The sequence below is a fragment of the Pseudomonas sp. PD9R genome (genome assembly GCF_019200975.1).
Taxonomy (GTDB): domain Bacteria; phylum Pseudomonadota; class Gammaproteobacteria; order Pseudomonadales; family Pseudomonadaceae; genus Aquipseudomonas.
The window spans coordinates 338,262-362,187 of record NZ_JAHTMR010000001.1 but is presented as its reverse complement, the minus strand read 5'-3'; the positions used below and the strand labels follow the sequence as shown (position 1 = coordinate 362,187).

The window sequence follows — 23,926 nt, the reverse complement described above, 5'->3', positions numbered from 1 at the left end:
CCGGAAGCCGAATCATGAAAATCAATCCCTACCTTATCTTCAACGGCGACTGCAAAGCCGCGTTCACCTTCTATGCCGAAAGCCTCAAAGGCCAGATCGAAGCCATGATGACCTTCGGTGAAACCCCTGCCGCAGAGCACGTACCCAAGGATCTGCACAACCTGATCATCCACACACGCCTGGCGGTGGGTGACCAGGCCATCATGGGGTCGGACACTACCCCCGATCGCCCTGTCGATGACATGAGTGGCTGCTCCGTATCGCTGAATGTCGACAGTATTGCCGAGGCTGAACGGGTTTTCACCGCGTTAGCGGAGGGTGGGACTGTGAACATGCCGCTGGAAACCACGTTCTGGGCTGCGCGTTTCGGCATGCTGGTCGACCGGTTCGGTGTGTCATGGATGGTCAACTGCGAAAAGGATCAATGAGCTTTCCTGATCGACGATGTTCGAAGCATGAAAAAGCCCAACCTGAAGAGGTTGGGCTTTCTGGCAACTCCCGGCCCGTCTGCTACCGTCAACTAGCCACCTGTCTAGCAGCGGCCTTCGGAGGAAACCCACTATGCCAGCCCATGACACGTCATGGTCCACCCGCTTCAAACTGACACTGCTGGCCGGCGGGCTCACTGCCTCCCTGCTGGCGCTCAGCGGTTGCGCGACTGTGGATGCCCAGACCACCGCGTACGTCGGGGTGGAGCATCCCGCACCTACGCTGCCCAGCGAAGTCGTGATTCTACGCACCGAGCCGCTTCGGCCGCATATTCGATTGGGTGAAATATTGGTCGATGCCAGCGTCGATCCTGCCCCGCCCATCTCGGAAGTCGAAGAGAAACTGCGCGTTGAAGGTGCGAAGCTCGGGGGCGACGCCGTTGTGGTGGTGTATGACCATATTCAAGCGGTGGGGGCTTATGTCAACGGGCCGCTTTGGGCGCGCGATGTGCAGACCATCGAGGGACGCAAACTCAAAGGGATTGTTATCAAATATCGCTGATGCCCACCTCTGAAGCTGAGGTCAGTGAGGGGTTAGCAAAGGAAGTTTTCAGTGGGACGCAACCTTTCGTCGCAAATGAAAACACGACTCGCAATGCGCCCCTCTGTCTGGCTTGGGGTTTGCACAGGCCCGTCCTAGTGGCACCAGAACGACATATTTCTGACGCGGCCACACCTCAAACTAACGCTTAAGGACTCCAGCGATACGCTTGGTCAGTCACCGGAGATGTAACGTGTCAACTCTCAATGAAATCGCAGCGAACCACGCGAGAATGGCCAAGGCAAAAGAAGAAGAGTCGACCGGACTGAATGAGCGACAGCTTCAAATAGTGGGCGGTTTCGAAATTTCATCCATCAATGAACAACATATCCCTCTGCACCTCATCTCCGTGGTTCAGGACAATAGCGTCGGACAGACACCGGGCTATCTGCTCTGACTGCGTTTGATCTGAACCGGGTCAGTCGCCGACTTGTCGCATGTCACGCAGTGCTCGCACTTCAACATGCGACAAACCGGGTTTTAACTTGTCGCCCGTTCGAAGGCGAGACCCTTTACCGGATTATTGTGGGCTAAGCGTGTAGTGATAGTGGACCGCGCCAGTGTCTGGGTGCACCAACCAATAGTCCTGATTGTCCTTTTTTAGCCGGTAACATTCTTTGGGGGTTTTGGCAGAGGTAAAACAAATAACTCCATCCTTGACCGACCACTGTTCGGTCTCCGGCGGATTGCCGGACATCTTGAATATTTCCGTCCCATCGGCATTGAAGCTCAATGAATAGGGCAGGCCAGAGGTGCCGGTATTATTCAGCTTGTTGCCGACCAATGTGCTACGGACTTGAGCATCATCGAGTGCCACAGCTGAAGCGGTTACCGGCTTTATAGTGTTTCCTCCAGAAGAACTACAACCAGACACAACAAGCGCCATTAACAAGTAACTCAAACTTTTTAGATTCATATTGCACCTCTTACCAGGCTACTGATCGAACAGTCGCACCCGTTTCCATACCCTCTAAGTCACAGCGAAACATCTATTTAAGCCTAGACATTGTAAAAATCACCAATATATTTTTTCACTATAAAATCGATAGCGCCCGACATTCGAAAAGCCAGACTCGAGGACGATGCCTATATAAATAGCTTGCTCACAAAGTAATTTAGCTGCTGCCATTAAGTTAAAAAAATCAACGGCAAGTTTTTGGTGAAGCTACTACTTACGCTCGCAGCCGATTCTCTGCCGTAATCAAGCAGTGCAATGTCACTCAACCTGGTTTCCGCTCCAGGTGTCCTCTAAACAACCTCACCAAAAATGCCGTCAGGCTGATCGCAGGCTCACTTCGTCGCCCCATTCCGCTAGCAAGCGTCCTCGACCTGATGCTCCCTTTCGCCTCAAAAAATAGATAGCACCCTAATCACAAGCTCAACTATGATGAGCTAACTCTTTCGCGGCAGATTTTTAGCATGACGGACACATTGACTTTAGGTTTCGCCCTTCACGATGCAGCTCGATTGATGCGCAAGCGCTTTGAGCAACGTGCGCGCCACGTCGGGCTGACGCGTTCGCAGTGGCAAGTGCTTGCCATGTTGTCGACCAACGAGGGGATTCATCAAAAAGGCCTCGCGGACTTGCTGGAGCTGGAGTCAATCACCCTTGTGCGTCTGCTGGACAAAATGGCTGAACGCGGGTTGATCGAACGGCGTCGACATCCCACAGATCGCCGCCTGTCCCTGCTGTTTTTGACCACCCAAGCTCATCCATTGCTGGAGCTAATGCGTGGAATGGGTCAACTGACACGTCAGGAGGCCACGAACGGTTTCTCAGAGGAAGAGAGTCAATTACTGCTGAAGATGATGAAACGCGTCAGGTCCAATCTGATCGATGCCTGCAGTCTTCCGATTGACGAGGAGGAACGTCTTCATGGCTGATCAAAATCTGAAGTCGCCCCCCGAACTGCCTGTGAGACCCGCTATCTCGCGGATGGAAGGCCCCTCGTCAACCGAGCCCCCCACACCCAACCTTCGCCACGCTGAAGGCGAGCAAAGTGATGCCCCCCCTGTCCGGCCAAAACGACAGCGCGCACGGGTAGCGCTGTTTACATTGCTGCCCATCGGGCTTCTTGTCGGCGGATATCTGTACGTCACAGGGGGCCAGATCATTTCAACCGACAACGCGTACATTCAGGCCGATCACGTGGGTGTTTCCACTGATGTCTCAGGGCTGGTGGCTTCGATCGATGTCAAAGACAATCAGCGGGTCGCCCAAGGTCAAGTGCTCTTTACCCTCAAGCCCGAGCCTTTTGAAATTGCGTTGGCAAGTGCCAGGGCACAGCTGGGCAACGTGCGCAATCAGATCCTCAACCTCAAAGCCAATTACAATCAAGCGCTGGCCGAAATCGATCAGGCGCAGATCGATCTTCCGTACTACCAGACCAGTTTCCAGCGCCAGCAAACCCTGATCAGCGTTTCTGCAGTTTCCAAAACCAACTACGACGATGCCAAGCACGCGCTGGACAGCACCCGGCAAAAAATCGCTGTCGCCAAGGCCACGGCGCAGATGGTGTTGGCGCAATTGGGCGGACACATCGAGACACCGGTCGAACAGCAACCCGCGTATCTCCAGGCACAAGCCGCAGTCGATGAAGCGCAACGCAACCTGACCAACTCAGTGGTCAGGGCGCCGTTCGACGGCATCGTAACCAATGTTGATTCGTTGCAAGTCGGCTCCTATCTGCAACCGCCACAATCAGGCGTCAGCCTGGTGTCGGCCGATCACCTGTGGGTCGCTGCGTCGCCCAAAGAAACCGAGTTGACCCACATGAAGCCAGGTCAACCCGTCGATATCAGCGTCGACAGTTACCCCGGTGTCGAGTGGCATGGGACCGTCGAAAGCATCAGCCCGGCATCGGGTTCGAGCTTTTCGTTGCTGCCCGCGCAGAACACCACTGGCAACTGGGTCAAAGTCGTTCAACGCATTCCGGTGCGCATCAGCATCGACGATACCGGGCAAAAACCTTCGCTGCGCACCGGCATGAGTGTGGAAGCGCGGATCAATACAGGCGTGGCACGTGGTCTTCCAGAAATGTTTTCCGGCTTGTTTAACAGCAAGGCCCCACGCCCATGAATGCAGCGCCAGCGACTGAACCGGTACGCCATCGCGGAATGATCACCGCTTGCGTGGTGCTGGCGGTAATCATGCAAGCGCTCGACACCACGATTGCCAACGTCGCCCTGCCCTATATGCAAGGCAGCATCTCCGCCAGTTCGGACCAGATCAACTGGGTGCTGACTTCCTACATCGTCGCGGCCGCAATCATGACGCCGCCATCTGCCTTCCTGGCCAGACGCTTCGGGCGCAAACAAGTGCTGCTATGGGCGATTAGCGGTTTCGTTGTTTCGTCGATTCTTTGCGGTCTGGCGCAGTCGCTGGAAGAAATCATCCTGTTCCGACTACTGCAAGGCTTGGCGGGCGCGGCATTAGTGCCCTTGTCTCAAGGCATTCTGCTGGATATCTACAGCCTCAAGGAACGCGGTTCAGCCATGGCACTGTTCGGTGTCTCAGTCATGGTCGGTCCCGTATTGGGCCCGATGCTTGGCGGCTGGCTGACCGACAACTTCAGTTGGCGGTGGGTGTTTTTTATCAACCTGCCCATTGGTTTGCTGGCGCTGGCCGGCATCATCTACTACGTCAGTGAAACGCCGACCGACACTTCGTCACGTCTAGACTGGCTCGGCTTTGGTTCGCTGAGTGTGGCAATCATGGCCCTGCAATTGTTTCTGGATCGAGGTGAACAACTGGGTTGGTTCTCTTCCGGAGAAATTCTGATCGAAGCCGAGGTGGCCGTTGCTGCCATCTATGTGTTTCTGGTCCACACCTTCACCTCCGACACCCCATTTATCAGCCCAAACCTGTTCAAGGACCGTAATTTTTCAATCAGCGTTATTTTTATTTTTATCGTCGGCATTACCTACCTGGCTTCCCTAGCCTTGATGACCCCCTACCTGCAAACATTAATGGGCTACCCAGTGCTGACCGCTGGCATGGTCATGGGTCCGCGCGGGTTGGGCACGATGCTGACCATGTTCCTGGCCGGTCGGCTGCTGGGCAAAGTCGATACACGCCTGTTACTGCTAACCGGCCTTGGACTGTCAGCATTGTCCATGTGGCTAATGACCGGTTGGACGCCCAATGTGTCGATACAAACCATTGTCTATGTCGGCTTCATTCAAGGTTCTAGCCTGGGAATGCTTTTCGTGCCATTGACCACGGTTGCCTTCACGACGTTGCCAGTCGCATTGCGGGCAGAGGGCACCGGGCTTTACAGCCTGTCGCGAAACGTCGGTTCCAGCGTCGGCATCTCCATCGTGACCGTGCTCCTCGCCCAAAATATCCAGGTCAACCACGCAGAAATAGGTGCCTACGTCACCCCGTTCAACCGGGTCTTCGACACCTGGCAGATCAAGAGTTATCTGAACCCGATGGTCGCGTCCGGTCGCGCAACACTGGACGCGATGGTCACGGCACAGGCCAGTTGGGTCGCCTATCTGGATGACTTCAAGCTGCTGATGGTGTTGTCGCTGGCGGTTATGCCGCTGCTGCTGATAATCAAAAGCCCCAAAACCCAGGCCAATGACGAGTCAGTACCGGTCATGGAATAGCTGAAGCCAGCCCCTCAATGCTCGATTGGAAAGTCACTAGGTGTGAGTTAGCAGCGGATTTGGCACCGACCAGGACCTTGCAAGAGATTCCGAGCTTACCGCTAGAAACCGCGGCCGCCGGATTTTTCGTGGGGTCAGCGGAACTCACTCGGTGCCAACTACCTGCAAAATGGTTTGTCACCAAAACAGCAAGAAGTCGGGTGAATTTGCGGTCTGTTTGGCACTGCGGTTTGGGCCCAAAAGCGCCGAATTTGGAGGTATGAGTCAGGCTATCGGACGCGATGGTTTGATTCCAAATTAGCCCCAGGGCCTTGTGATCAAAGGGTCTTCAAAAGGCCCACAGCCCGTCAGCAATCAATTCGAATAGATGCGCCCTCCCCGCGCTCTGTTCCGTTTCCCTAGCGCACAATCGGAGGTCCGGCTTTCGCTGCTTCCGTTTGTCTTCAAAGGCACGGCCCGCATGACGTACAGCCTGTTTCGCTGATTTGGGATGGTGACCTTTAAGAACGAAGAATCGGAACTGAGCTTCCAGGGTTTAGCGCCGCGGAGCGGGTGAGGAAAAACGCCCGAATCGCCTGGAAACAGGGCGTTTGGCAAGGCTATCTGATATGCGAAAAAGCTGAGAAAGGAAGAGAAATATCAGACAGGATTGTTGCCAAAGGTAGCGCGAAAAAGGGCCAAAAGCGGCGTGAACTCACAATAGGAAACAGGCGTGAAAAATCGAGGAGTCACGCAAATGTCACGCACACGAAAAAGGCCAATGCTGTGAACATTGGCCTAAGACGTTGAATAATATGGTCGGGACGGAGTGATTCGAACACTCGACCCCTAGCACCCCATGCTAGTGCGCTACCGGACTGCGCTACGCCCCGACTAGGCGTTAAATCTGTCCCTTATCTCGAAGAACGCTCAAGAATATATCGCAAGCTTTTGAAAACTGGAAGTATTTAAAAGCAGGATTTTATTTCTTGAGGACCACCAGAACATCTTCCAACTCGGCGATCATCTGGCGGATCATTTGCTTGTATTGGGTGGTGTCGTCTTTGGCTTCATCACCAGACAAACGCAGGCGTGCGCCGCCGATGGTGAACCCTTGATCGTAAAGAAGCGCGCGGATCTGCCGGATCATCAGTACGTCCTGGCGCTGATAGTACCGGCGGTTTCCGCGGCGTTTGACGGGGTTGAGTTGAGGAAACTCCTGCTCCCAATAGCGCAGCACGTGCGGTTTTACCGCACAAAGCTCGCTAACTTCACCGATGGTGAAGTAGCGTTTGCCTGGGATGACGGGTAGCTCGTCGTTATGACTTGGTTCCAGCATAAGCCTCAACTCGGGCCTTCAACTTCTGCCCTGGACGAAAGGTGACCACACGGCGAGCCGTGATCGGGATTTCTTCTCCCGTTTTCGGATTGCGGCCAGGCCGCTGGCGTTTGTCCCGAAGGTCGAAATTGCCGAAACCGGACAATTTGACTTGTTCGTTGTCTTCAAGAGCGTGCCTGATTTCCTCGAAAAACAGTTCAACCAATTCCTTGGCTTCCCGCTTGTTCAGGCCCAGCTCTTCATACAGACGTTCCGCCATCTCAGCTTTCGTCAAAGCCCCCATACGTCACTTCCTTAACGTGGCGTTCAACCTTTGTTCGAGCGAGGTGAGGATATTTTGCGTCGTAGTATTCACCTCATCGTCATTAAGAGTGCGCGATGGATGCTGCCAGGTCAAGCCAACTGCGAGGCTTTTTCTATCAGGATCAATACCTTTACCCTGATACACGTCAAATAGCCTGAGGTCTGTCAGCCATTCGCCTGCATTTTCACGGATTACGTCCAATACAGCCGAGGCCGCAACATCTTGGTGCGCGATCAGTGCCAGGTCACGACGCACTTCAGGAAAGCGCGATAACTCGTGGAATTTAGGCATTTTGCCCGACGCCACTTCCGCCAGAACCAGTTCAAAAACGAATACCGGACGATCCAGGCCCAGCGTTTTCGACAATTCAGGGTGAATCGCGCCAACGAACCCCACCAGACGACCATCACGCTCAATGCGAGCGGTTTGACCCGGATGCAATGCCGGGTGTTTGCCTGGTACAAACGTGAAGGCATCCAGTGCACCGGCAAAGCCCAGCACCGCTTCCACGTCAGCCTTGACGTCGAAGAAATCGACGACATCGCGACCTTGTGCCCAGCCTTCCGGCAGACGGCTACCGCACACCACTCCTGCCAGCATCGGCTCTTGCTTCAGACCTTCGAGCTGCCCCACGAAACGCAGACCGCTTTCGAACAGACGCACGCGATCCTGCTGACGATTCAGGTTGTGCTGAAGCGCCTTGACCAAGCCTGGCCACAAGGACGAGCGCATAGCAGCCATGTCGTTGGAAATCGGATTGGCCAGCAGCAACGGTTCAACACCCGGATTGAACAGCTCGAACTGTTTCGGATCGATGAAGCTGTAGGTAATCGCTTCCTGATAACCACGAGCAACCAGCAGACGGCGCAGCTCCGGCAGATCGCTACGTGCTTCAGCCTTGGCTTGCGGCGCCAGACGCGCTTGCGGGTAACGAACCGGCAGACGGTTGTAACCGTAGAGACGGGCCAATTCTTCGATCAGGTCGACTTCCAGGCTGATGTCGAAGCGATGGCTCGGCACTTCTACGCGCCACTGCCCTGCACCATCGGCGGAAACGGTCAGGCCCAGGCCCTTGAGCAGGCGCTCAACTTCGACCGAATCCATTTCCATACCCAGCATCTGGGTGATGCGTTGCGCACGCAGGGTTACCGGCGCGACTTTCGGCAGGTGCTGCTCGCTCACGGTTTCGATGATCGGGCCGGCTTCGCCACCGGTGATTTCCAGCAGCAGGCCAGTGGCGCGCTCCATGGCTTCACGGGCTAGCTGCCAATCCACGCCACGCTCATAGCGGTGCGAGGCGTCGGTGTGCAGGCCATAGGAACGGGCCTTGCCAGCGACGGCGATCTGATCGAAAAACGCGCTTTCCAGGAAAATATCGCGAGTGGTCGCGGTGTTTACACCGCTATGCTCCCCACCCATAACGCCAGCGATTGCCAGAGCGCGGGTGTAGTCAGCAATCACCAGCGTATCGCTACGCAGGCTGACTTCCTGACCGTCGAGCAGCACCAGCTTCTCGCCTTCTTCGGCCATGCGAACGCGGATACCACCATTGATTTCGGCGAGATCGAACGCATGCAGCGGCTGACCCAATTCCAGCATCACGTAGTTGGTGATGTCGACGGCAGCATCGATGCTACGCACTTCGGAACGGCGCAGGCGCTCGACCATCCACAGCGGCGTAGGCTTGGACAGGTCGACGTTACGGATCACACGACCCAGGTAACGCGGACAGGCAGCCGACGCCAGCACTTCAACCGAACGTACTTCGTCGTGCACAGCTGGAACGGTAACAACCACCGGACGAGTGACCTGGGCGTCATACAGCGCGCCGACTTCACGGGCCAGACCGGCCAGGGACAGGCAGTCGCCACGATTCGGAGTCAGGTCGACCTCGATGCTGGCGTCGTCCAGGTTCAAGTACTCACGAATGTCCTGACCCACCGGCGCATCGGCCGGCAATTCCATCAGGCCATCGTTGCCTTCACCAACCTGCAGCTCGGCTTGCGAGCACAGCATGCCGTTGGACTCAACGCCACGCAGCTTGGCTTTCTTGATTTTGAAGTCGCCCGGCAGTTCGGCACCGATGGTGGCGAACGGGATTTTCAGGCCCGGGCGCACGTTCGGCGCTCCGCAAACGACCTGGAAAGTCTCCGAGCCATTGCTGACCTGGCATACGCGCAGCTTATCGGCGTCCGGGTGCTGCTCGGTGCTCAACACCTCGCCCACGATCACGCCACTGAATACACCGGCGGCCGGGGTAACGCTATCGACCTCAAGACCGGCCATGGACAGACGAGCAACCAGCTCGTCGCGACCTACCTGCGGGCTAACCCAGCCACGCAGCCATTGTTCACTGAATTTCATCCTGCTCTCCTAAGAATTCGTTACGACTAGCGAAATTGCGCGAGGAACCGCAAGTCGTTGTCGAAGAACAGACGCAGGTCGTTCACGCCGTAACGCAGCATGGCCAGACGCTCAACGCCCATGCCGAAGGCAAAGCCCGAAAACTCTTCCGGGTCGATCCCGGACATGCGCAACACGTTCGGGTGAACCATGCCGCAGCCCATCACTTCCAGCCAGCCAGTCTGCTTGCAGACACGGCAGCCTTTGCCGCTGCACATCACGCATTCCATATCGACTTCAGCGGATGGCTCGGTGAACGGGAAGTACGAAGGACGGAAACGAACGGCCAGTTCTTTTTCGAAGAACACCCGCAGGAACTCCTCGATGGTGCCTTTCAGGTCGGCGAAGTTGATATCGCGGTCGACCAGCAGGCCTTCGACCTGGTGGAACATTGGCGAATGGGTGATATCGGAGTCGCTACGGTACACGCGGCCTGGGCAGACGATGCGGATTGGCGGCTGTTTCGATTCCATGGTGCGGACCTGTACCGGCGAGGTATGGGTGCGCAGCAACATGTTCGCATTGAAATAGAAGGTGTCGTGCATCGACCGGGCCGGGTGATGGCCTGGGATGTTGAGCGCCTCGAAGTTGTGATAGTCGTCTTCGACCTCAGGGCCTTCGGCGATGCCGTAGCCAATGTGAGTGAAGAACTGTTCGATGCGTTCCAGAGTGCGGGTAACCGGATGCAGACCACCGGAGGTCTGACCACGGCCCGGCAGGGTAACGTCAATGGACTCGGCGGAGAGTTTGGCGGCCAGGTCGGCCTCTTCAAACAATGCCTTGCGCGCATTGAGAACATCTGTGACACGCTCCTTGGCAACGTTGATCAGCGCACCGACTTGCGGACGCTCTTCTGCCGGCAAATTCCCCAGGGTCTTCATCACCTGAGTCAATTCGCCCTTTTTGCCAAGGTAGTGAACCCGGATTTGCTCCAGGGCATTGATATCTTCAGCGCTTTGCACGGCCTCTAGAGCTTGAGAGACGAGCGCATCCAGGTTTTCCATGTACAGACTCCAGATACAAAATAGGGGAAGAGCTTGAAGGCTCTTCCCCTATTTATGACGTTTAACACCTGACCCCACAGAGGTGAGGCCGGGTGACTGTCGGGGGTACTTAAGCCAAGGTGGCTTTAGCTTTCTCGACAATCGCAGCAAACGCCGCTTTTTCGTTCACTGCCAGATCAGCCAGAACCTTACGGTCGATCTCGATGGACGCTTTTTTCAGGCCGGCGATGAAACGGCTGTAGGACAGACCGTTGATACGTGCACCAGCGTTGATACGAGCGATCCACAGAGCGCGGAACTGACGTTTTTTCTGACGACGGTCACGGTAGGCGTATTGGCCTGCCTTGATTACCGCTTGCTTGGCAACACGGAATACGCGGGAGCGTGCGCCGTAGTAGCCTTTAGCAAGTTTCAGAATTTTTTTGTGACGCTTACGGGCAATGACGCCACGCTTTACACGAGCCATGAGTTACTTCCTCTATTCTTGACTAAAATTAACGAAGGCGCAGCATGCGCTCGACTTTTGCCACGTCAGACGGATGCAGCAAGCTGCTACCGCGCAGTTGACGCTTACGCTTGGTCGACATTTTGGTCAGGATGTGGCTCTTGAAAGCGTGCTTGTGCTTGATACCGTTAGCAGTTTTCAGAAACCGCTTAGCAGCACCACTTTTGGTCTTCATTTTTGGCATGTTCGGATACTCCGCATTCAGTTGATAAACATAATCAGAAGGCCTGCCGTGCCCTGTTGATTACTTCTTCTTTTTCGGGGCGATGACCATAATCAGCTGGCGTCCTTCCATCTTAGGATGCTGTTCGACCGAACCGTACTCGAGCAAGTCACCTTCAACTCGCTTGAGGAGTTCCATCCCCAGCTCCTGGTGGGCCATCTCACGGCCACGGAATCGCAAGGATACCTTGGCCCTGTCCCCGTCACTCAGGAAACGTACCAGGTTGCGCAGTTTTACCTGGTAATCCCCTTCCTCCGTCCCTGGACGAAACTTGATTTCTTTAACCTGAATCTGCTTCTGGTTTTTCTTGGCCGCAGCAACCTGCTTCTTCTTTTCGAAGATCGACTTGCCGTAGTCCATCAGTTTGCAAACAGGGGGTACTGCATCGGCGGAAATTTCCACCAGATCCAGCTTGGCCTCTTCAGCCTTAAGAAGCGCGTCTTCAATTGACACAATCCCAAGCTGCTCGCCCTCAGCCCCAATTAACCGAACCTCGCGTGCCGAGATATTCTCGTTGATCGGGGCTTTCGGTGCAGCTCGTTTATCTTGTCTCATTTCACGCTTAATAATAATTACTCCGAATCTGGGCGACCACGCCGGGAAACCGCTTGCGCGAGAAACTCAGCGAACTGGGCGACGGGCATCGAGCCCAGGTCAGCACCTTCACGAGTACGCACAGCGACAGTCTGCATCTCGACTTCCCGATCTCCGATAACCAAGAGATAGGGAACCTTGAGCAAAGTATGCTCGCGGATTTTAAAGCCGATCTTTTCATTTCTCAAGTCAGACTTGGCACGAAATCCGCTTTCGTTGAGAGTTTTTTCAACTTCAGCGGCGAAATCAGCCTGCTTGTCAGTGATATTCATGATCACTGCCTGAGTCGGAGCCAGCCACGCGGGGAACGCACCCTCGTAGTGCTCAATCAGGATTCCGACGAAACGTTCGAAGGAGCCCAGGATCGCCCGATGCAACATAACCGGGTGCTTGCGACTGTTGTCTTCGGAGACGTATTCGGCTCCCAGACGTACAGGCAGGTTAAAATCGAGCTGCAGGGTACCACACTGCCAGACGCGACCGAGGCAATCTTTCAACGAGAACTCGATCTTCGGACCGTAGAACGCGCCCTCACCCGGCTGTAGATCGTACGGCAGGCCAGCACTATCAAGGGCTGCAGCCAATGCCGCTTCGGCACGATCCCAAAGCTCGTCGGAACCAACGCGTTTTTCCGGACGAGTGGATAGCTTCATTTCGACGTCTTTAAAGCCGAAGTCGGCGTAAACGTCCATGGTCAGCTTGATAAACGCAGCGGATTCGGCCTGCATTTGCTCTTCAGTGCAGAAGATATGGGCGTCATCCTGAGTGAATGCACGCACCCGCATGATGCCGTGCAACGCTCCCGACGGCTCGTTACGGTGGCAAGCACCGAATTCGGCCAGACGCATCGGCAACTCGCGGTAGCTCTTCAGGCCCTGGTTGAACACCTGCACGTGGCAAGGGCAGTTCATTGGCTTGATGGCGTAGTCGCGGTTTTCCGACTGAGTGGTGAACATGTTGTCGGCGTAGTTGGCCCAGTGCCCGGATTTCTCCCAAAGACTGCGGTCAACGACCTGGGGAGTTTTGATCTCCAGGTAACCGTTGTCGCGCTGAACCTTGCGCATGTACTGCTCGAGAACCTGATACAGAGTCCAGCCGTTCGGGTGCCAGAACACCATGCCCGGCGACTCTTCCTGGGTGTGGAACAGGCCCAGGCGCTTGCCGATCTTGCGGTGATCGCGCTTTTCAGCTTCTTCGATGCGCTGGATATAAGCCGCCAGCTGCTTCTTGTCGGCCCACGCGGTGCCATAAACGCGCTGCAACTGCTCGTTCTTGGCATCGCCACGCCAGTAGGCGCCAGACAACTTGGTCAGCTTGAAGGATTTCAGGAAGCGTGTGTTCGGTACGTGCGGGCCGCGGCACATGTCGACGTATTCTTCGTGATAGTACAGGCCCATGGCCTGTTCGTTCGGCATGTCCTCGACCAGGCGCAGCTTGTAGTCTTCGCCACGGGCCGTGAACACTTCGATCACTTCGGCGCGCGGAGTGACTTTCTTGATCACGTCGTAATCTTTTTCGATCAGCTGCTGCATGCGCTGTTCGATGGCCGCCAGGTCGTCCGGGGTGAAAGGACGCTCGAAGGCGATGTCGTAATAGAAACCTTCGTCAATGACCGGACCGATGACCATTTTGGCCGTCGGGTACAGCTGCTTGACCGCGTGGCCAACCAGGTGGGCGCAAGAGTGGCGAATGATCTCCAGCCCCTCTTCATCCTTTGGCGTAATGATTTGCAGCGTAGCGTCGCTGTCGATGATGTCGCTGGCATCAGCCAGCTTGCCATTGACCTTGCCGGCCACGGTGGCTTTGGCCAGACCTGCGCCAATAGATGCGGCGACTTCGGCGATGGAGACCGGGTGATCGAATGAACGTTGACTGCCGTCGGGAAGAGTAATAGTTGGCATGGCGCCTCCTCTCCTAGTGGTGACCCCTACCAAAGGTCACGTGGGTTGGGATGAGCCAGTACAAGATCCGATCCAGGCCATTCAATGACGAACGCCTGCCTTACAGCGGCAGGAGCCTTGCGGCCAACCGGAAAACCGAACCAGAGTGACTGGGATTCAAATCAGGGTTATTCGCGCATTCACCGCGGCCGGGACTGAAGGTCAACCGGAGCCTGCAAACGCCCGAGCGAGGCATGCTAGCACAGATGAACGGTCACAGCGGAACCGCGGTTTTCTGCCGGGGCAAATCAGGTGTTTTTATGACAGAGTGCTGAACTTGAACCCCGCTTTACCCCTCAGATAACAAGACATTGACCCACAAGGAGCATCTCAGCATGCGTCTGAATCGTTTATTCGCTGTAGTCGCACCCATCGTTCTGCTGTTGCCGCTGGCCGCCCACGCAGAATGGCCAAAGGGCGAGCGCGAGAAGTATATGGCGCAGTGCGTCCCTGCGGCTGCGCAGCAGATTGGCGACGCGGCGGCCAAAGCTCACTGCGCATGCGGTGCCGACGCGATCAAATCGTACCCGGCCAAGGACCTTCAATCCCTGATGAACAACACGGCCAGTAAAGAACTACAGCAACAGGCTTTGACCCAGATTTCCAAGTGCAAGGCCAATAGCACAGAGAAAAAATAAGCTCTGCAAGGCGCTGAAAAAGCGTTTTCAGCTAGCGAAAAGCCCCTGAAATCCGCTTTTTTGGACAATTTATGCAGCTTTTACAGCTTTTTTTATCGTCTTCACTTTTGGCTGAAAGCCTTTTAAAACGGGGCTTTCAGCGATATCAGGCAACAAAGAATGTGCAACTGTAGGGCAAACAGCACCCGCGGGGGGCTCCCAAAGCGAACATTTCGACTATGATACCCCGGTGTGCCCAGTTGGCCTGAGCAGCACAGTACTACTGAAAATATATGTTTCTTGGAGATACACCATGTCTAATCGCCAAACCGGCACCGTTAAATGGTTCAACGATGAAAAAGGCTTCGGCTTCATCACTCCTCAAGGTGGCGGTGACGACCTGTTCGTACACTTCAAAGCTATCGAAAGCGACGGTTTCAAAAGCCTGAAAGAAGGCCAAACCGTTTCCTTCGTGGCTGAGAAAGGCCAAAAGGGTATGCAAGCTGCTCAAGTTCGCCCAGAGTAATTTCCAGGCGCACTAAAAAAACCCCGTCCATGTGACGGGGTTTTTTATGGGTGACGCTAAAGCTTAGCGATCAGCCGCAGTTGACGCGCATGACGACTTTGTTGGCGTCGGTGTTCAAGTTAAGCCGATCTGAGCGGTACTCCAGAGTGACCATATCGTTAGGCAACAGGAACCGGGCGTTCTGTGCGCCTGCACGTGTACGCGCCTGCTCCAGCAATTCAGGCGAAGCGGTTTTGCCAATGGTAAATTCAGCGGCTTTTGCCTCACAACGGCTGTGACCTGTGTCAGTCGTCGCTACAGGGTCAGTTGCCGAATCGGTGCTGGCAGAGCTGCAACCGGCCAGTGTGGCAATGGCCAATAAAGTACCCAATGACGCGAGCTTCCAAGGCATGAAGCCTCCTTTTTCCGATAGTTAAGCTGAAATCGTGCGACCGCCAATCTGGCGTTTGGTTTCACAGAGCGTTCTGGGAACAGACCCGTCGCGGCAGACAAACGGCGAGTTTGCCTGAGCAACGCCCTCCCCTCATGCTTCAATCGTGTCTGAATATGAACAGTGCATCAGTAGATGTCGATGTAGTCGAAGGCTGGTTTCGGCCAGTTCTGTTTCAGCGCATTGAAGATCTGCATGACCCAGACTTCGTCACTGGCCGCGACCCGTCCGACATAGCCCGACCCCTTGGCCCACGTCTCCAGGCGAAACAGCAAGCCGTCGATATCGGTGCCACCGACGACACCCGATGAAATATAGGCGATACCGCCTTTGGTCACACGCAACTGAGTGTGTTCATCGTCACTGGCCGCGGCCAGCAGCTGGCGTACGGCCTCTACGGTCAAGCCGTCAGGGGTATTCAAATCAATCTGCACAGCGCAGTCCTTGAGAGGTCATCAAAGACCAAGTGTCGCATAGCCCTTCAACCATGCCTAAGTCGGAGTGCCAAATGCCGCGCAAAAATGGTTAACTCGCATACAGCCCCTCCCCGACTGCACGAGCGCCATCATGACCACCGTAAGCATCGACGCCGCCATTAACGCCAAGTGGCCAGATGGCCACAGCTCTTACAGCCCTGGCAGTCCGGCAGAGCTTGCAATCATCGGAATCGATTTACTGGTCAAGGAGCTGGGGACTGAAGCCGCCCAGTCCTTTATCGAGCAGATTTTCGAAAAATACCCGACGAACCACGGTGCCGAGCCTACTTGAGACGAGCCAGACGCTCGGTCAGCAGATCGAAAAAGCCCTGCGCATCGCCGCTTTCAATCCAAAACGCATTTTTCGGCGCCTTCAGACCGTCATACCAATCGACAATGGTTTGACCGAAGGTCGGACCTTCGCGACTGTCGATCACCATGTTGACCGAACGACCGCTAAACAGCTTCGGCTTGAGCAAATAAGCGATAACCGTCGCGTCATGCACCGGGCCGCCCGGGATGCCATAGCGCTCCATATCGCCCCTGATGTATTCATTCAGAATATCGCCCACCAGTTTGCTGGCGTTGTTGTTCAGCGCAGCGATCTGCTTCAGTCGCGCGTCGCTGGTGAGGATCTTGTGGGTTACGTCCAGCGGTAGGTAGGTCAGCTTGACGCCGCTCTTGAGCACCACCTCGGCAGCCTGTGGATCGGCGAACAGGTTGAACTCGGCGACAGGCGTAATGTTGCCACCGTTAAAGTGCGCACCTCCCATGACCACCACTTCCTTGATGCCTTGAACGATTTCAGGCTGCTGGATTAGCGCCAAGGCCAGATTGGTCTGTGGACCCAGTATCGCAATGGTGATGCTGTGAGGCTTGGCCGTCGTCAAGGTGTCGATCAGATAATCGACTGCACTGCCCTTGGCCAGTCCTTTTTTCGGTTCATGTACCGCAATACCCGACAAACCTTCTTTGCCATGAATGTCTTCGGCATAGATTGGCGTGCGCATCAGCGGTTTCGGCGCCCCGGCATACACCGGCACGTCTTCGCGCCCTGCCCATTCACGGGCCAGTCGAGCGTTGCGTGATGTCTTGTCCAGTCGTACGTTGCCAGCCACGGTGGTCAACGCGCGAATGTTCAGTTCATCCGGCGATGCCAGCGCAAACAACAACGCAACCACGTCGTCTGCCCCCGGATCGGTGTCGATAATCAGGTCGATCTTTTCCGCCGCCTGGGCGCTGGTTGCGGTAATCAGGGACAAAAGCAGCAGGCTCCGAAGCAAATGGTGCAGTTTCTGGGCACAGCGATACATGGCGCACTCCTTGTGCAGGGTAGAACAGAGAAAAACAAACGATTCAGAACGTTACCCCGGCGATCAGCACAATGTTGCAGTAAGGCTGGCATTCACCGGTCCGAACAATCGCCCGAGCCTGTCGACTGAGGTCTTTGAATTGTTCGTGGCTGAGCAGCTCGCGGCGGCCCAGCGAACCTTCGGCATCCAGTTCATCCAACGCAGCAAGCGCCGATGGTTTCTTTTCGAGAATTTCATGCGCCAGCACGTGGCTTTCAACCTGCATTTCGCTGAGCACAACTTTCAAGGTGCTGATGAAGTCTGGAATGCCGTGGGTCAAGGCCAGGTCGATCAACTCGACGCCCGGCGGCACTGGCAGACCTGCGTCGCCGATCACCACTTTGTCACCGTGGCCGAGTGACGCAATCAGCCGCGACAACGCGACATTGAGCAAAGGTGTCTTTTTCATGGTGTTTTAAACGCCTGCACATCGGACAAAGTGGGAATCGAGGGTTGTGCGCCAGCACGGGTGACCGATAACGCCGCAGCGACTTGCCCGAACCGTATCGCTTCAACTTCGCTTTTACCGTCTGCGAGCGCAGCGGCAAAACCACCGACGAAGGTGTCACCGGCTGCCGTAGTGTCGACCGCTTTCACGGTCGGCGCAGGAAAATGCTCGAAGCGCGCGCCATCGGCAAACAGCGATCCTTGAGCGCCGAGGGTGATGATCACCTTGCCGGCCCCCATCTCGATCAATCGGGCCGCAGCAATTTCTGCGGTTTCCCGTGAATCCACCGGCAAACCGCTCAGCGCCGCCGCCTCGCTTTCGTTAGGAATCAGGTAGTGGATGGACGAATACCAATCCGCCGGCAACGGACGACTGGCTGGCGCCGGGTTGAGGATCACGGTTTTGCCCAGTTCACGACCACGCTTGAGTGCATGGCCGACAGTGGCGTCGGGCACTTCAAGCTGGCAGATGATCACGTCGGCCGCTTGCAGAACCGAGTCGAAGCAGCCGAGTAACGCGGGCGTCAACGCGCCGTTGGCGCCTGCGACGATCACGATTGCGTTCTGGCTGTTGTCGTCGACCACAATCAGCGCCACGCCACTGGAACCGTCGACGGTGCTGACCGCCTGACAATCGATCTGTTCGGCCAACAACGCCCCGCGCAGTTCTTCGCCGTAGGCATCACTGCCCACGCAGCCGACCATCGACACCTGCGCGCCCAGTCGCGCGGCGGCCACGGCCTGATTCGCGCCCTTGCCGCCGGACACTGTGGCAAACGACTGACCGATCAGCGTTTCACCGCCGCGTGGCAGCCGCGGCGCCCGAGTTACCAGGTCCATGTTCAGGCTGCCTATTACCACTACTTTTGCTGACATTCATCACTACTCATCAATTCGGTTTCAACGGTATTCGGCAAAGACGCCGGCCAGTGGCGCGGTCGATTCGCGCATGACGATGCTCGGCGTAACGATCCGTTGTCTGGTGGCCAGTTCCGGTGTCGCAATCCTTCGCAACAGTACCTCGGCAGCCATCTCGCCAAGCTGCAGGATCGACTGCCCGACCGTCGTCAATGCCGGATAGACGTAGCGGCTCATCTGGATATCGTCGAAGCCGATGACCGACAACTGCGTCGGTACTCGAATATTGCGCTCGGCAGCGGCGCGCAGTACGCCGATGCCAATCATGTCGTTGGCGGCGAAAATAGCACTGGGTGGATTGCGCTCCAGCAGGAGCGCGGCGGCGTTGTAACCGCCGGTGCTGGTGAAGTCGCTTTCCAGCATGCGATGGCTTGGCACTTCGAGGCCGGCGTCTTTCAGCGCTCGGCAAAAACCCGCCAGACGCATCTGCGCCACACTGGTGGTCACTGGCCCGCTGATCGTGGCAATGTCCCGATGCCCCAGCTCCAGCAAATGCCGGGTGGCCAGATAGGCGCCATATTCGTGGTCGATCCGCACCAGATCCGCGTCGACACCGTCCAATCCGCGGTCGACGATCACCATCGGCGTTCGCACAGCCGCCAGGCCCTGCGCCAGCCCACTGTCACCACCCGCCGAAGCGACGATCAGCCCGTCGATACGTTTTTCCAGCAGCACGCGCAGGTAGCTGCGCTGCTTGTCCGGGTTGTCATCGGAGTTGCAGAGGATCACGCAATAGCCGTTGCGCTCACAGTAATCCTCGATGCCTCGTGCCAGTTCGGCGAAGTAGGGGTTGAGACTATTGGGCACCAGCAGACCGATGGTCGCCGTGGTTTTAGCCTTGAGGGACCGGGCCACCGCACTGGGGACGTAGTCGAGGGTTTTGATCGCGGCCTCGACTTTCACCCGTACTTCTTCGCTGACTGGCCGGGTCTTGTTCACGACGTGGGAAACCGTGGTGTAGGAAATCCCCGCGAGCGCTGCTACATCCTTGATCGTTGCCATGACTCAGGTCCGCCGGCTTGCGCGCTGACTGCGGTAAGTATCCAGCACCACCGCGACCACGATCACCGCACCGGTGATGATGCGTTTGGTCGGCTCTGTCGCGCCGATTTGCGCCAAACCGGCCGCCAGCACGGAAATGATCAATACACCGAAGAACGTACTGATGACCGAACCGCGCCCGCCCATCAGGCTGGTGCCACCAATCACCACCGCAGCGATCACTTGCAGCTCCAGACCGGAGCCGGCGTTCGGGTCCGCCGCCTCCAGGCGCGAAATCTGAAACAACGCAGCGATGCCGGCCAGCAACCCCATCAGGCTGAACACCAGGATCTTGTAGGGTTTTGGATTGATCCCCGCGAGGCGCACCGCTTCTTCGTTGGTGCCGATGCCGATCAGGTAGCGACCAAACACGGTACGGGTCAAGACGGCCTGGGCGATGAAGATGATCAGCAAGGCGATGATGAACGACGGCGAAATACCAAAGGCAATCGGGTTGGACAACCAGGCGAAAGCGTCACCGATATAGGCCGTGCGCGAGCCGGTCATCTGATACGCCACGCCGCGCGCCATTTCCAGCACGCCGAGGGAGACGATGAACGACGGAATCCGCCACGCCACGGTGATCGAACCAGTAATGGTCCCGGCCAGTGCCGCCGCCGCCATGCCGAGCAACGCTGCAGGCAGGACACTCCAGCCCCAGCCGAGAATCGCCACGCTGACTGTCGACGCGGCCAATGCCAACACCGAGCCAACCGACAGGTCGATGCCACCGATGATCAACACAAACGTCATACCAACAGCGAGGACCATCAAATCCGGAATCTGGTTCGCCAGGGTGCTGAAAGTGTCGTAAGACAGGAAGTGGCTGCTCAGGACCGAGAACAGTACAACCATCGCCAGCAAGGCACCGGCCAGGCCCAGATAGGTGCCGAGGCCGTAAAAATTGCCACTGCGTTTGCCGGCCGAAGATGCGGTTTTCATGGAAGATCCCTAGGCGCTGCTTCGTTGAGCAGCGCATCACGTTTTTGATAGCCGGCAAAAGCGGCCGCAAGCAAATCATCCTGGGTCCAGCTGTCGCGCTCGAACGTTTCGATCAGACGCCCCGCCGACAGCACGCCGATCCGGTCGCAGATCAGCATCAACTCGCGCAGGTCGCTGGACACCACCACCAGCGCTTTGCCCTGCCGAGTCAGGTCACCGAGCAAGGTGTAGATGTCGAACTTGGCGCCGACGTCGATGCCACGGGTCGGTTCGTCGAACAGCAACACCGAACAATCACGTTCCAGCCAACGGCCAATTACGACTTTCTGCTGGTTGCCACCGGACAACTCGGATACCAGTTGTGCCGGACCGGAACTGCGGATGCGCATGGCATCGATCTGCCGCTGGGCCAGGGAAGCCTCGTCAACTGAATTGACGATACCGCCGCTGGAAATGCCGGGCATGTTGCCCAGCGCAATATTGCCGCCGATGGATTGCGTCAGCAGCAGGCCTTCGCCCTTGCGATCTTCGGTGATCAGGGCGATGCCGTGACCCACCGCGTCCACCGGTGAACGGATGCTGACGACTTGCGCTGGCGATCCCAGCGCCACGGTGCCGCTGTCGGCGGTATCGGCACCGAAGATCAACCGCAGCAACTCAGTGCGCCCTGCCCCGATCAAACCGGAAATGCCAAAAATCTCACCGGCGCGCACTTCGAAAGACACATCGCGAACCTTGTCGGCGCGGGTCAGCCCATTGACCGTCAACGCCGGGGCACCGATGTTGCGCAGGCCCATGTCGATGTGTTCGCCGATTTCACGACCGACCATCAACGTGACCAATTGCTCGCTGTTGTAATTGGCCATCGGCTCGACGCACACCAGGTTACCGTCGCGCAGTACCGCAATGCGCTGAGCGACCCGGGCCAGCTCTTCGAGGCGATGGGAGATATAAATGATCGACACGCCACGCGCTTGCAAGCGGGTGATCTGCTCGAACAGCATCTCGACTTCACGGGCCGTGAGCATTGCGGTCGGTTCGTCGAGGATCAGTACGTGACAATCGCCGATCAGGTTGCGGGCAATCTCGACCATTTGCTGATGACCGATGCCCAATTCACCCACCAGCGTGTCCGGGTCGATTGCATCGAGCCCGACCTGCGCCATCGCTTCGATAGCCGCCTTGCGCAGCTGCTTGCGACTGATCCAGCCACCGGTACTGGGCAAATTGTCGAGAAACAGGTTTTCCGCCACCGACAGGGTCGGCAGCAGATTGAGTTCCTGCATGACCATGCGGATGCCCAAGTCTTCAGCCTGGGTGCGGCTGCCAGGGCGGTAATCCTGCCCCTGAAACTGCATCTGGCCAGTGGTAGGCGTGACCAGCCCGCCAATGATCTTCGACAAGGTACTTTTGCCAGCGCCGTTCTCGCCGGTCAGTGCCAGCACTTCACCGCGCATGAGCGTCAGGTCGATGCCGGTCAGGACCGGTTGGGCGTAGGTCTTGCCGATACCGCTGACCGAGAGGACAGCGTTCGGGGCGCGAACGGACATAAAAACTCTCCATGCGCTCGCCCGGACGGGCGAGCACCATTGTGTCGCCAGAGGACTACTTGGTAACCAACTCGACCGGGGTTTCGATCACGCCGTTGGCGCCGCTGTCGACTTTCTCACCCTTGATGATTTTCAGCGCAGTCTCGATGCCGAACACGGCTTGCTTGGCGGCAAACTGGTCCGCGGTGGCCAGGACTCGGCCATCCTTGAGCATCGGCTTAATCGCGTTGATGTTGTCGTAACCGACTACTTGCACCTTGCCGGCCTTACCCGCGGCGCGAACGGCGGACACAACGCCTACGGCCATGCTGTCGTTACCGGCGAGCAAGGCTTTGACTTGCGGGTACTCACTAAGAATCGAGGCAGCCACCTTGTTGCCCTTGTCGATTTCCCAGTCGCCGGACTGCACGGACACAACCTTGATCTGCGCTGCCTCCATCGCATCCTTGAAGCCTGCGGTGCGGGCCTGGGCGTTGGTGGTGGTGGAAACACCTTCGATGATCCCGACCTCATCACCGGCCTTCAGTTGTTTGGCCAGGTATTCGCCGACCAGACGCGCGCCTTTACGGTTATCGGGGCCTACGAACGGAACACTGATGTTTTTGCTTTTAACCACAGCCGGGTCTAGCTGATTGTCGATGTTGATCACGGTGATACCCGCATCAATGGCCTTTTTGATTACCGGCACCATGGCTTTGGAGTCAGCCGGCGCGATAACCAGCGCATTGACTTTGGCCAGGATCATTTGCTCGACGATGCGCGTCTGGCCAGCGGTATCCGTTTCGTCCTTGATGCCATTGGAGATCAGGTCGAATTCGCCGGAGTGATCTTTCTGGTAGGCTTTGGCGCCGTCTTCCATAGTCAGGAAGAATTCGTTGGCCAGGGATTTCATGACCAGCGCGACTTTAGGTTTTTCAGGCGTGTCGGCGAGTGCCGAAGAAAGAGGCAACGTAGCGGATGCGGCGGCGAGCATGGCGACAGCGAGAAGGCGTCCAGCAAATGGCAGCTTCATTGGTTCACTCCGATCTTATGATTATTGTGAGCAACGCTTGCGCTGGCGTTAGCTTGGTGGTGCCGCGATAAATCTAGCTCATCACGGAAGCCGCGCAAACGTTTGCGTAGACCGAACTATGCGAACCCTACTGACATTTGTCAACGCCCAGAAAGCCGTTGCGGGAGAAACATCGAAAAGACGCGCGCTTACCTTATGCCGTCGTGTTGACGACCGATCCAGTGCTGGAACCCTTGGCCAACTCCTTGATCAGGCTAGCACTCACCTCCAGGATTGCCCCGTTGGTTTCGGCTACCTGTCCTTGCATGGCTGCCACAACGGTGGTCTTGGCTTCCGGCGTCGGGTAAGACGCCACTTGGGCCGCCGCCAATTGTTGTTGCTGCTCGCGCAGTTGCTGTTGAAGTTCCTGCAGGCGTTTAAGCAAGACCTTCACGGCGATGCTGGTGTTATCTCCAGCTTCGGGCTCGGCTTGGGTATCAGCAGTTTTCCCCAGGCCAATGGCACTGGTCCTGACTTGCTTAATGTCGCTGTCTGTATCCAGTGTTTGAGTCGAGGCGTCGGCCGTTGCATCGTTCAATGCCCGGAGGGTAGCGGTTGAAGTACCACCGATGGTGACGGCTGCGGCATTAGGAATGCCAATGAATAACGACATGTGAACTCCTGAATAAAAAGATCCTTTAA

The 23,926-nt window shown here is 56.6% G+C and carries 28 protein-coding genes and 1 tRNA gene; 9 read left to right on the top strand and 20 right to left on the bottom strand.

The annotated features are described in order from the left end of the window. Positions 1–14 precede the first annotated feature (14 nt). The 3 genes from KUF73_RS01680 to KUF73_RS01670 all read left to right on the top strand — a co-directional run bounded on the left by KUF73_RS01680 (position 15) and on the right by KUF73_RS01670 (position 1,426). Entirely contained in the window at positions 15–428 is a 414-nt protein-coding gene (locus KUF73_RS01680; RefSeq protein ID WP_218436296.1) for a VOC family protein, read from the top strand. A 133-nt stretch (positions 429–561) separates the two neighbouring features. Beyond that, complete coding sequence (locus KUF73_RS01675; RefSeq protein ID WP_218436295.1) at positions 562–990, top strand: hypothetical protein; 429 nt, start codon at positions 562–564, stop codon at positions 988–990. Positions 991–1,222: 232 nt separating this feature from the next. After that, on the top strand, positions 1,223–1,426 hold the full coding sequence (locus KUF73_RS01670) for a hypothetical protein (protein ID WP_218436294.1): 204 nt from the start codon (positions 1,223–1,225) through the stop codon (positions 1,424–1,426). Between the two features lie 123 nt (positions 1,427–1,549). On the opposite strand, the gene KUF73_RS01665 is transcribed toward KUF73_RS01670, so the two are convergent. After that, the gene (locus tag KUF73_RS01665; protein ID WP_218436293.1) at positions 1,550–1,945 is read right to left on the bottom strand and encodes a hypothetical protein; all 396 of its coding nucleotides are present in this window, start codon (positions 1,943–1,945) and stop codon (positions 1,550–1,552) included. Between the two features lie 503 nt (positions 1,946–2,448). On the opposite strand from KUF73_RS01665, the gene KUF73_RS01660 reads away from it, so the two are divergent. From KUF73_RS01660 to KUF73_RS01650, 3 genes are all read left to right on the top strand, one after another. Then, the gene (locus KUF73_RS01660; protein ID WP_218436292.1) at positions 2,449–2,913 is read left to right on the top strand and encodes a MarR family winged helix-turn-helix transcriptional regulator; all 465 of its coding nucleotides are present in this window, start codon (positions 2,449–2,451) and stop codon (positions 2,911–2,913) included. 265 nt (positions 2,914–3,178) lie between these two features. Then, positions 3,179–4,108 carry an HlyD family secretion protein gene (locus KUF73_RS01655; RefSeq protein WP_256345290.1) on the top strand — a complete coding sequence of 310 codons (930 nt, stop codon included), beginning with the start codon at positions 3,179–3,181 and terminating at the stop codon, positions 4,106–4,108. After that, positions 4,105–5,643: a DHA2 family efflux MFS transporter permease subunit gene (locus KUF73_RS01650; protein ID WP_218436290.1), complete on the top strand. Its 1,539-nt coding sequence runs from the start codon at positions 4,105–4,107 to the stop codon at positions 5,641–5,643. Before KUF73_RS01655 ends, KUF73_RS01650 begins: the two co-directional genes overlap by 4 nt. A gap of 795 nt (positions 5,644–6,438) precedes the next feature. Here the strand turns inward: KUF73_RS01650 and KUF73_RS01645 are convergent. From KUF73_RS01645 to thrS, 9 genes are all read right to left on the bottom strand, one after another. Beyond that, positions 6,439–6,515, bottom strand: a tRNA-Pro gene (locus tag KUF73_RS01645). Positions 6,516–6,604: 89 nt separating this feature from the next. Beyond that, positions 6,605–6,961, bottom strand: coding sequence for a MerR family transcriptional regulator (locus KUF73_RS01640; protein WP_003179985.1), 357 nt, complete (start codon positions 6,959–6,961; stop codon positions 6,605–6,607). Further along, a complete protein-coding gene (gene ihfA / locus KUF73_RS01635; protein WP_002553164.1) occupies positions 6,942–7,244 on the bottom strand; it encodes an integration host factor subunit alpha in 303 nt (100 codons plus the stop codon). The genes KUF73_RS01640 and ihfA overlap by 20 nt, the downstream gene beginning before the upstream one ends. 3 nt (positions 7,245–7,247) lie before the next feature. Further along, positions 7,248–9,629, bottom strand: a complete 2,382-nt coding sequence (gene pheT / locus KUF73_RS01630; protein ID WP_218436289.1) for a phenylalanine--tRNA ligase subunit beta — start codon at positions 9,627–9,629, stop codon at positions 7,248–7,250. A 26-nt stretch (positions 9,630–9,655) separates the two neighbouring features. Next, the gene (pheS, locus tag KUF73_RS01625) at positions 9,656–10,672 is read right to left on the bottom strand and encodes a phenylalanine--tRNA ligase subunit alpha (RefSeq protein ID WP_056853666.1); all 1,017 of its coding nucleotides are present in this window, start codon (positions 10,670–10,672) and stop codon (positions 9,656–9,658) included. A 109-nt stretch (positions 10,673–10,781) separates the two neighbouring features. Continuing rightward, positions 10,782–11,138, bottom strand: coding sequence for a 50S ribosomal protein L20 (gene rplT, locus KUF73_RS01620; RefSeq protein ID WP_007905879.1), 357 nt, complete (start codon positions 11,136–11,138; stop codon positions 10,782–10,784). A gap of 28 nt (positions 11,139–11,166) precedes the next feature. Continuing rightward, positions 11,167–11,361 carry a 50S ribosomal protein L35 gene (gene rpmI, locus KUF73_RS01615; RefSeq protein WP_002553160.1) on the bottom strand — a complete coding sequence of 65 codons (195 nt, stop codon included), beginning with the start codon at positions 11,359–11,361 and terminating at the stop codon, positions 11,167–11,169. A 60-nt stretch (positions 11,362–11,421) separates the two neighbouring features. Next, positions 11,422–11,973, bottom strand: coding sequence for a translation initiation factor IF-3 (gene infC / locus KUF73_RS01610; RefSeq protein ID WP_172668659.1), 552 nt, complete (start codon positions 11,971–11,973; stop codon positions 11,422–11,424). Then, positions 11,973–13,895 (bottom strand): threonine--tRNA ligase, encoded by a 1,923-nt coding sequence (gene thrS, locus KUF73_RS01605; protein ID WP_218436288.1) that lies wholly within the window; start codon positions 13,893–13,895, stop codon positions 11,973–11,975. Before thrS ends, infC begins: the two co-directional genes overlap by 1 nt. Positions 13,896–14,269: 374 nt before the next feature. Between thrS and KUF73_RS01600 the strand changes: the two genes are divergently transcribed. After that, positions 14,270–14,572 (top strand): hypothetical protein, encoded by a 303-nt coding sequence (locus tag KUF73_RS01600; protein ID WP_218436287.1) that lies wholly within the window; start codon positions 14,270–14,272, stop codon positions 14,570–14,572. 292 nt (positions 14,573–14,864) lie between these two features. Then, on the top strand, positions 14,865–15,077 hold the full coding sequence (locus KUF73_RS01595; protein ID WP_003179963.1) for a cold-shock protein: 213 nt from the start codon (positions 14,865–14,867) through the stop codon (positions 15,075–15,077). A 70-nt stretch (positions 15,078–15,147) separates the two neighbouring features. Here KUF73_RS01595 and KUF73_RS01590 read toward each other — a convergent pair whose 3' ends face one another. Next, positions 15,148–15,468, bottom strand: coding sequence for an I78 family peptidase inhibitor (locus KUF73_RS01590; RefSeq protein WP_218436286.1), 321 nt, complete (start codon positions 15,466–15,468; stop codon positions 15,148–15,150). A 167-nt stretch (positions 15,469–15,635) separates the two neighbouring features. Then, positions 15,636–15,941 (bottom strand): hypothetical protein, encoded by a 306-nt coding sequence (locus KUF73_RS01585; protein ID WP_218436285.1) that lies wholly within the window; start codon positions 15,939–15,941, stop codon positions 15,636–15,638. Positions 15,942–16,074: 133 nt separating this feature from the next. Here KUF73_RS01585 and KUF73_RS01580 point away from each other — a divergent pair, with 133 nt between their 5' ends. Further along, the gene (locus KUF73_RS01580; RefSeq protein ID WP_218436284.1) at positions 16,075–16,275 is read left to right on the top strand and encodes a hypothetical protein; all 201 of its coding nucleotides are present in this window, start codon (positions 16,075–16,077) and stop codon (positions 16,273–16,275) included. Here the strand turns inward: KUF73_RS01580 and KUF73_RS01575 are convergent. From KUF73_RS01575 to KUF73_RS01540, 8 genes are all read right to left on the bottom strand, one after another. Then, on the bottom strand, positions 16,268–17,296 hold the full coding sequence (locus KUF73_RS01575; RefSeq protein ID WP_218436283.1) for a nucleoside hydrolase: 1,029 nt from the start codon (positions 17,294–17,296) through the stop codon (positions 16,268–16,270). The genes KUF73_RS01580 and KUF73_RS01575 overlap by 8 nt on opposite strands. Before the next feature lie 43 nt (positions 17,297–17,339). Continuing rightward, on the bottom strand, positions 17,340–17,744 hold the full coding sequence (rbsD, locus tag KUF73_RS01570; protein ID WP_218436282.1) for a D-ribose pyranase: 405 nt from the start codon (positions 17,742–17,744) through the stop codon (positions 17,340–17,342). Continuing rightward, on the bottom strand, positions 17,741–18,658 hold the full coding sequence (rbsK, locus tag KUF73_RS01565) for a ribokinase (protein WP_218436281.1): 918 nt from the start codon (positions 18,656–18,658) through the stop codon (positions 17,741–17,743). The genes rbsD and rbsK overlap by 4 nt, the downstream gene beginning before the upstream one ends. 24 nt (positions 18,659–18,682) lie before the next feature. Continuing rightward, positions 18,683–19,702, bottom strand: a complete 1,020-nt coding sequence (locus KUF73_RS01560; protein WP_218436280.1) for a LacI family DNA-binding transcriptional regulator — start codon at positions 19,700–19,702, stop codon at positions 18,683–18,685. Between the two features lie 3 nt (positions 19,703–19,705). Next, positions 19,706–20,683: an ABC transporter permease gene (locus tag KUF73_RS01555; protein WP_218436279.1), complete on the bottom strand. Its 978-nt coding sequence runs from the start codon at positions 20,681–20,683 to the stop codon at positions 19,706–19,708. Further along, complete coding sequence (locus KUF73_RS01550; protein WP_218436278.1) at positions 20,680–22,233, bottom strand: sugar ABC transporter ATP-binding protein; 1,554 nt, start codon at positions 22,231–22,233, stop codon at positions 20,680–20,682. The genes KUF73_RS01555 and KUF73_RS01550 overlap by 4 nt, the downstream gene beginning before the upstream one ends. A 55-nt stretch (positions 22,234–22,288) precedes the next feature. Then, entirely contained in the window at positions 22,289–23,245 is a 957-nt protein-coding gene (locus KUF73_RS01545; protein WP_218436277.1) for a sugar ABC transporter substrate-binding protein, read from the bottom strand. 193 nt (positions 23,246–23,438) lie between these two features. After that, the gene (locus KUF73_RS01540) at positions 23,439–23,897 is read right to left on the bottom strand and encodes a hypothetical protein (RefSeq protein ID WP_218436276.1); all 459 of its coding nucleotides are present in this window, start codon (positions 23,895–23,897) and stop codon (positions 23,439–23,441) included. Positions 23,898–23,926 lie beyond the last annotated feature (29 nt).

Bases quoted from the DNA above. Each gene is read 5' to 3' on its own strand.
- KUF73_RS01680 (WP_218436296.1), top strand. From the start codon at position 15: ATGAAAATCAATCCCTACCTTATCTTCAACGGCGACTGCAAAGCCGCG.
- KUF73_RS01675 (WP_218436295.1), top strand. From the start codon at position 562: ATGCCAGCCCATGACACGTCATGGTCCACCCGCTTCAAACTGACACTG.
- KUF73_RS01665 (WP_218436293.1), bottom strand. From the start codon at position 1,945: ATGAATCTAAAAAGTTTGAGTTACTTGTTAATGGCGCTTGTTGTGTCT.
- KUF73_RS01660 (WP_218436292.1), top strand. From the start codon at position 2,449: ATGACGGACACATTGACTTTAGGTTTCGCCCTTCACGATGCAGCTCGA.
- KUF73_RS01650 (WP_218436290.1), top strand. From the start codon at position 4,105: ATGAATGCAGCGCCAGCGACTGAACCGGTACGCCATCGCGGAATGATC.
- KUF73_RS01640 (WP_003179985.1), bottom strand. From the start codon at position 6,961: ATGCTGGAACCAAGTCATAACGACGAGCTACCCGTCATCCCAGGCAAA.
- ihfA (WP_002553164.1), bottom strand. From the start codon at position 7,244: ATGGGGGCTTTGACGAAAGCTGAGATGGCGGAACGTCTGTATGAAGAG.
- pheT (WP_218436289.1), bottom strand. From the start codon at position 9,629: ATGAAATTCAGTGAACAATGGCTGCGTGGCTGGGTTAGCCCGCAGGTA.
- pheS (WP_056853666.1), bottom strand. From the start codon at position 10,672: ATGGAAAACCTGGATGCGCTCGTCTCTCAAGCTCTAGAGGCCGTGCAA.
- rplT (WP_007905879.1), bottom strand. From the start codon at position 11,138: ATGGCTCGTGTAAAGCGTGGCGTCATTGCCCGTAAGCGTCACAAAAAA.
- rpmI (WP_002553160.1), bottom strand. From the start codon at position 11,361: ATGCCAAAAATGAAGACCAAAAGTGGTGCTGCTAAGCGGTTTCTGAAA.
- thrS (WP_218436288.1), bottom strand. From the start codon at position 13,895: ATGCCAACTATTACTCTTCCCGACGGCAGTCAACGTTCATTCGATCAC.
- KUF73_RS01600 (WP_218436287.1), top strand. From the start codon at position 14,270: ATGCGTCTGAATCGTTTATTCGCTGTAGTCGCACCCATCGTTCTGCTG.
- KUF73_RS01595 (WP_003179963.1), top strand. From the start codon at position 14,865: ATGTCTAATCGCCAAACCGGCACCGTTAAATGGTTCAACGATGAAAAA.
- KUF73_RS01590 (WP_218436286.1), bottom strand. From the start codon at position 15,468: ATGCCTTGGAAGCTCGCGTCATTGGGTACTTTATTGGCCATTGCCACA.
- KUF73_RS01580 (WP_218436284.1), top strand. From the start codon at position 16,075: ATGACCACCGTAAGCATCGACGCCGCCATTAACGCCAAGTGGCCAGAT.
- KUF73_RS01575 (WP_218436283.1), bottom strand. From the start codon at position 17,296: ATGTATCGCTGTGCCCAGAAACTGCACCATTTGCTTCGGAGCCTGCTG.
- rbsD (WP_218436282.1), bottom strand. From the start codon at position 17,744: ATGAAAAAGACACCTTTGCTCAATGTCGCGTTGTCGCGGCTGATTGCG.
- rbsK (WP_218436281.1), bottom strand. From the start codon at position 18,658: ATGTCAGCAAAAGTAGTGGTAATAGGCAGCCTGAACATGGACCTGGTA.
- KUF73_RS01560 (WP_218436280.1), bottom strand. From the start codon at position 19,702: ATGGCAACGATCAAGGATGTAGCAGCGCTCGCGGGGATTTCCTACACC.
- KUF73_RS01555 (WP_218436279.1), bottom strand. From the start codon at position 20,683: ATGAAAACCGCATCTTCGGCCGGCAAACGCAGTGGCAATTTTTACGGC.
- KUF73_RS01550 (WP_218436278.1), bottom strand. From the start codon at position 22,233: ATGTCCGTTCGCGCCCCGAACGCTGTCCTCTCGGTCAGCGGTATCGGC.
- KUF73_RS01545 (WP_218436277.1), bottom strand. From the start codon at position 23,245: ATGAAGCTGCCATTTGCTGGACGCCTTCTCGCTGTCGCCATGCTCGCC.
- KUF73_RS01540 (WP_218436276.1), bottom strand. From the start codon at position 23,897: ATGTCGTTATTCATTGGCATTCCTAATGCCGCAGCCGTCACCATCGGT.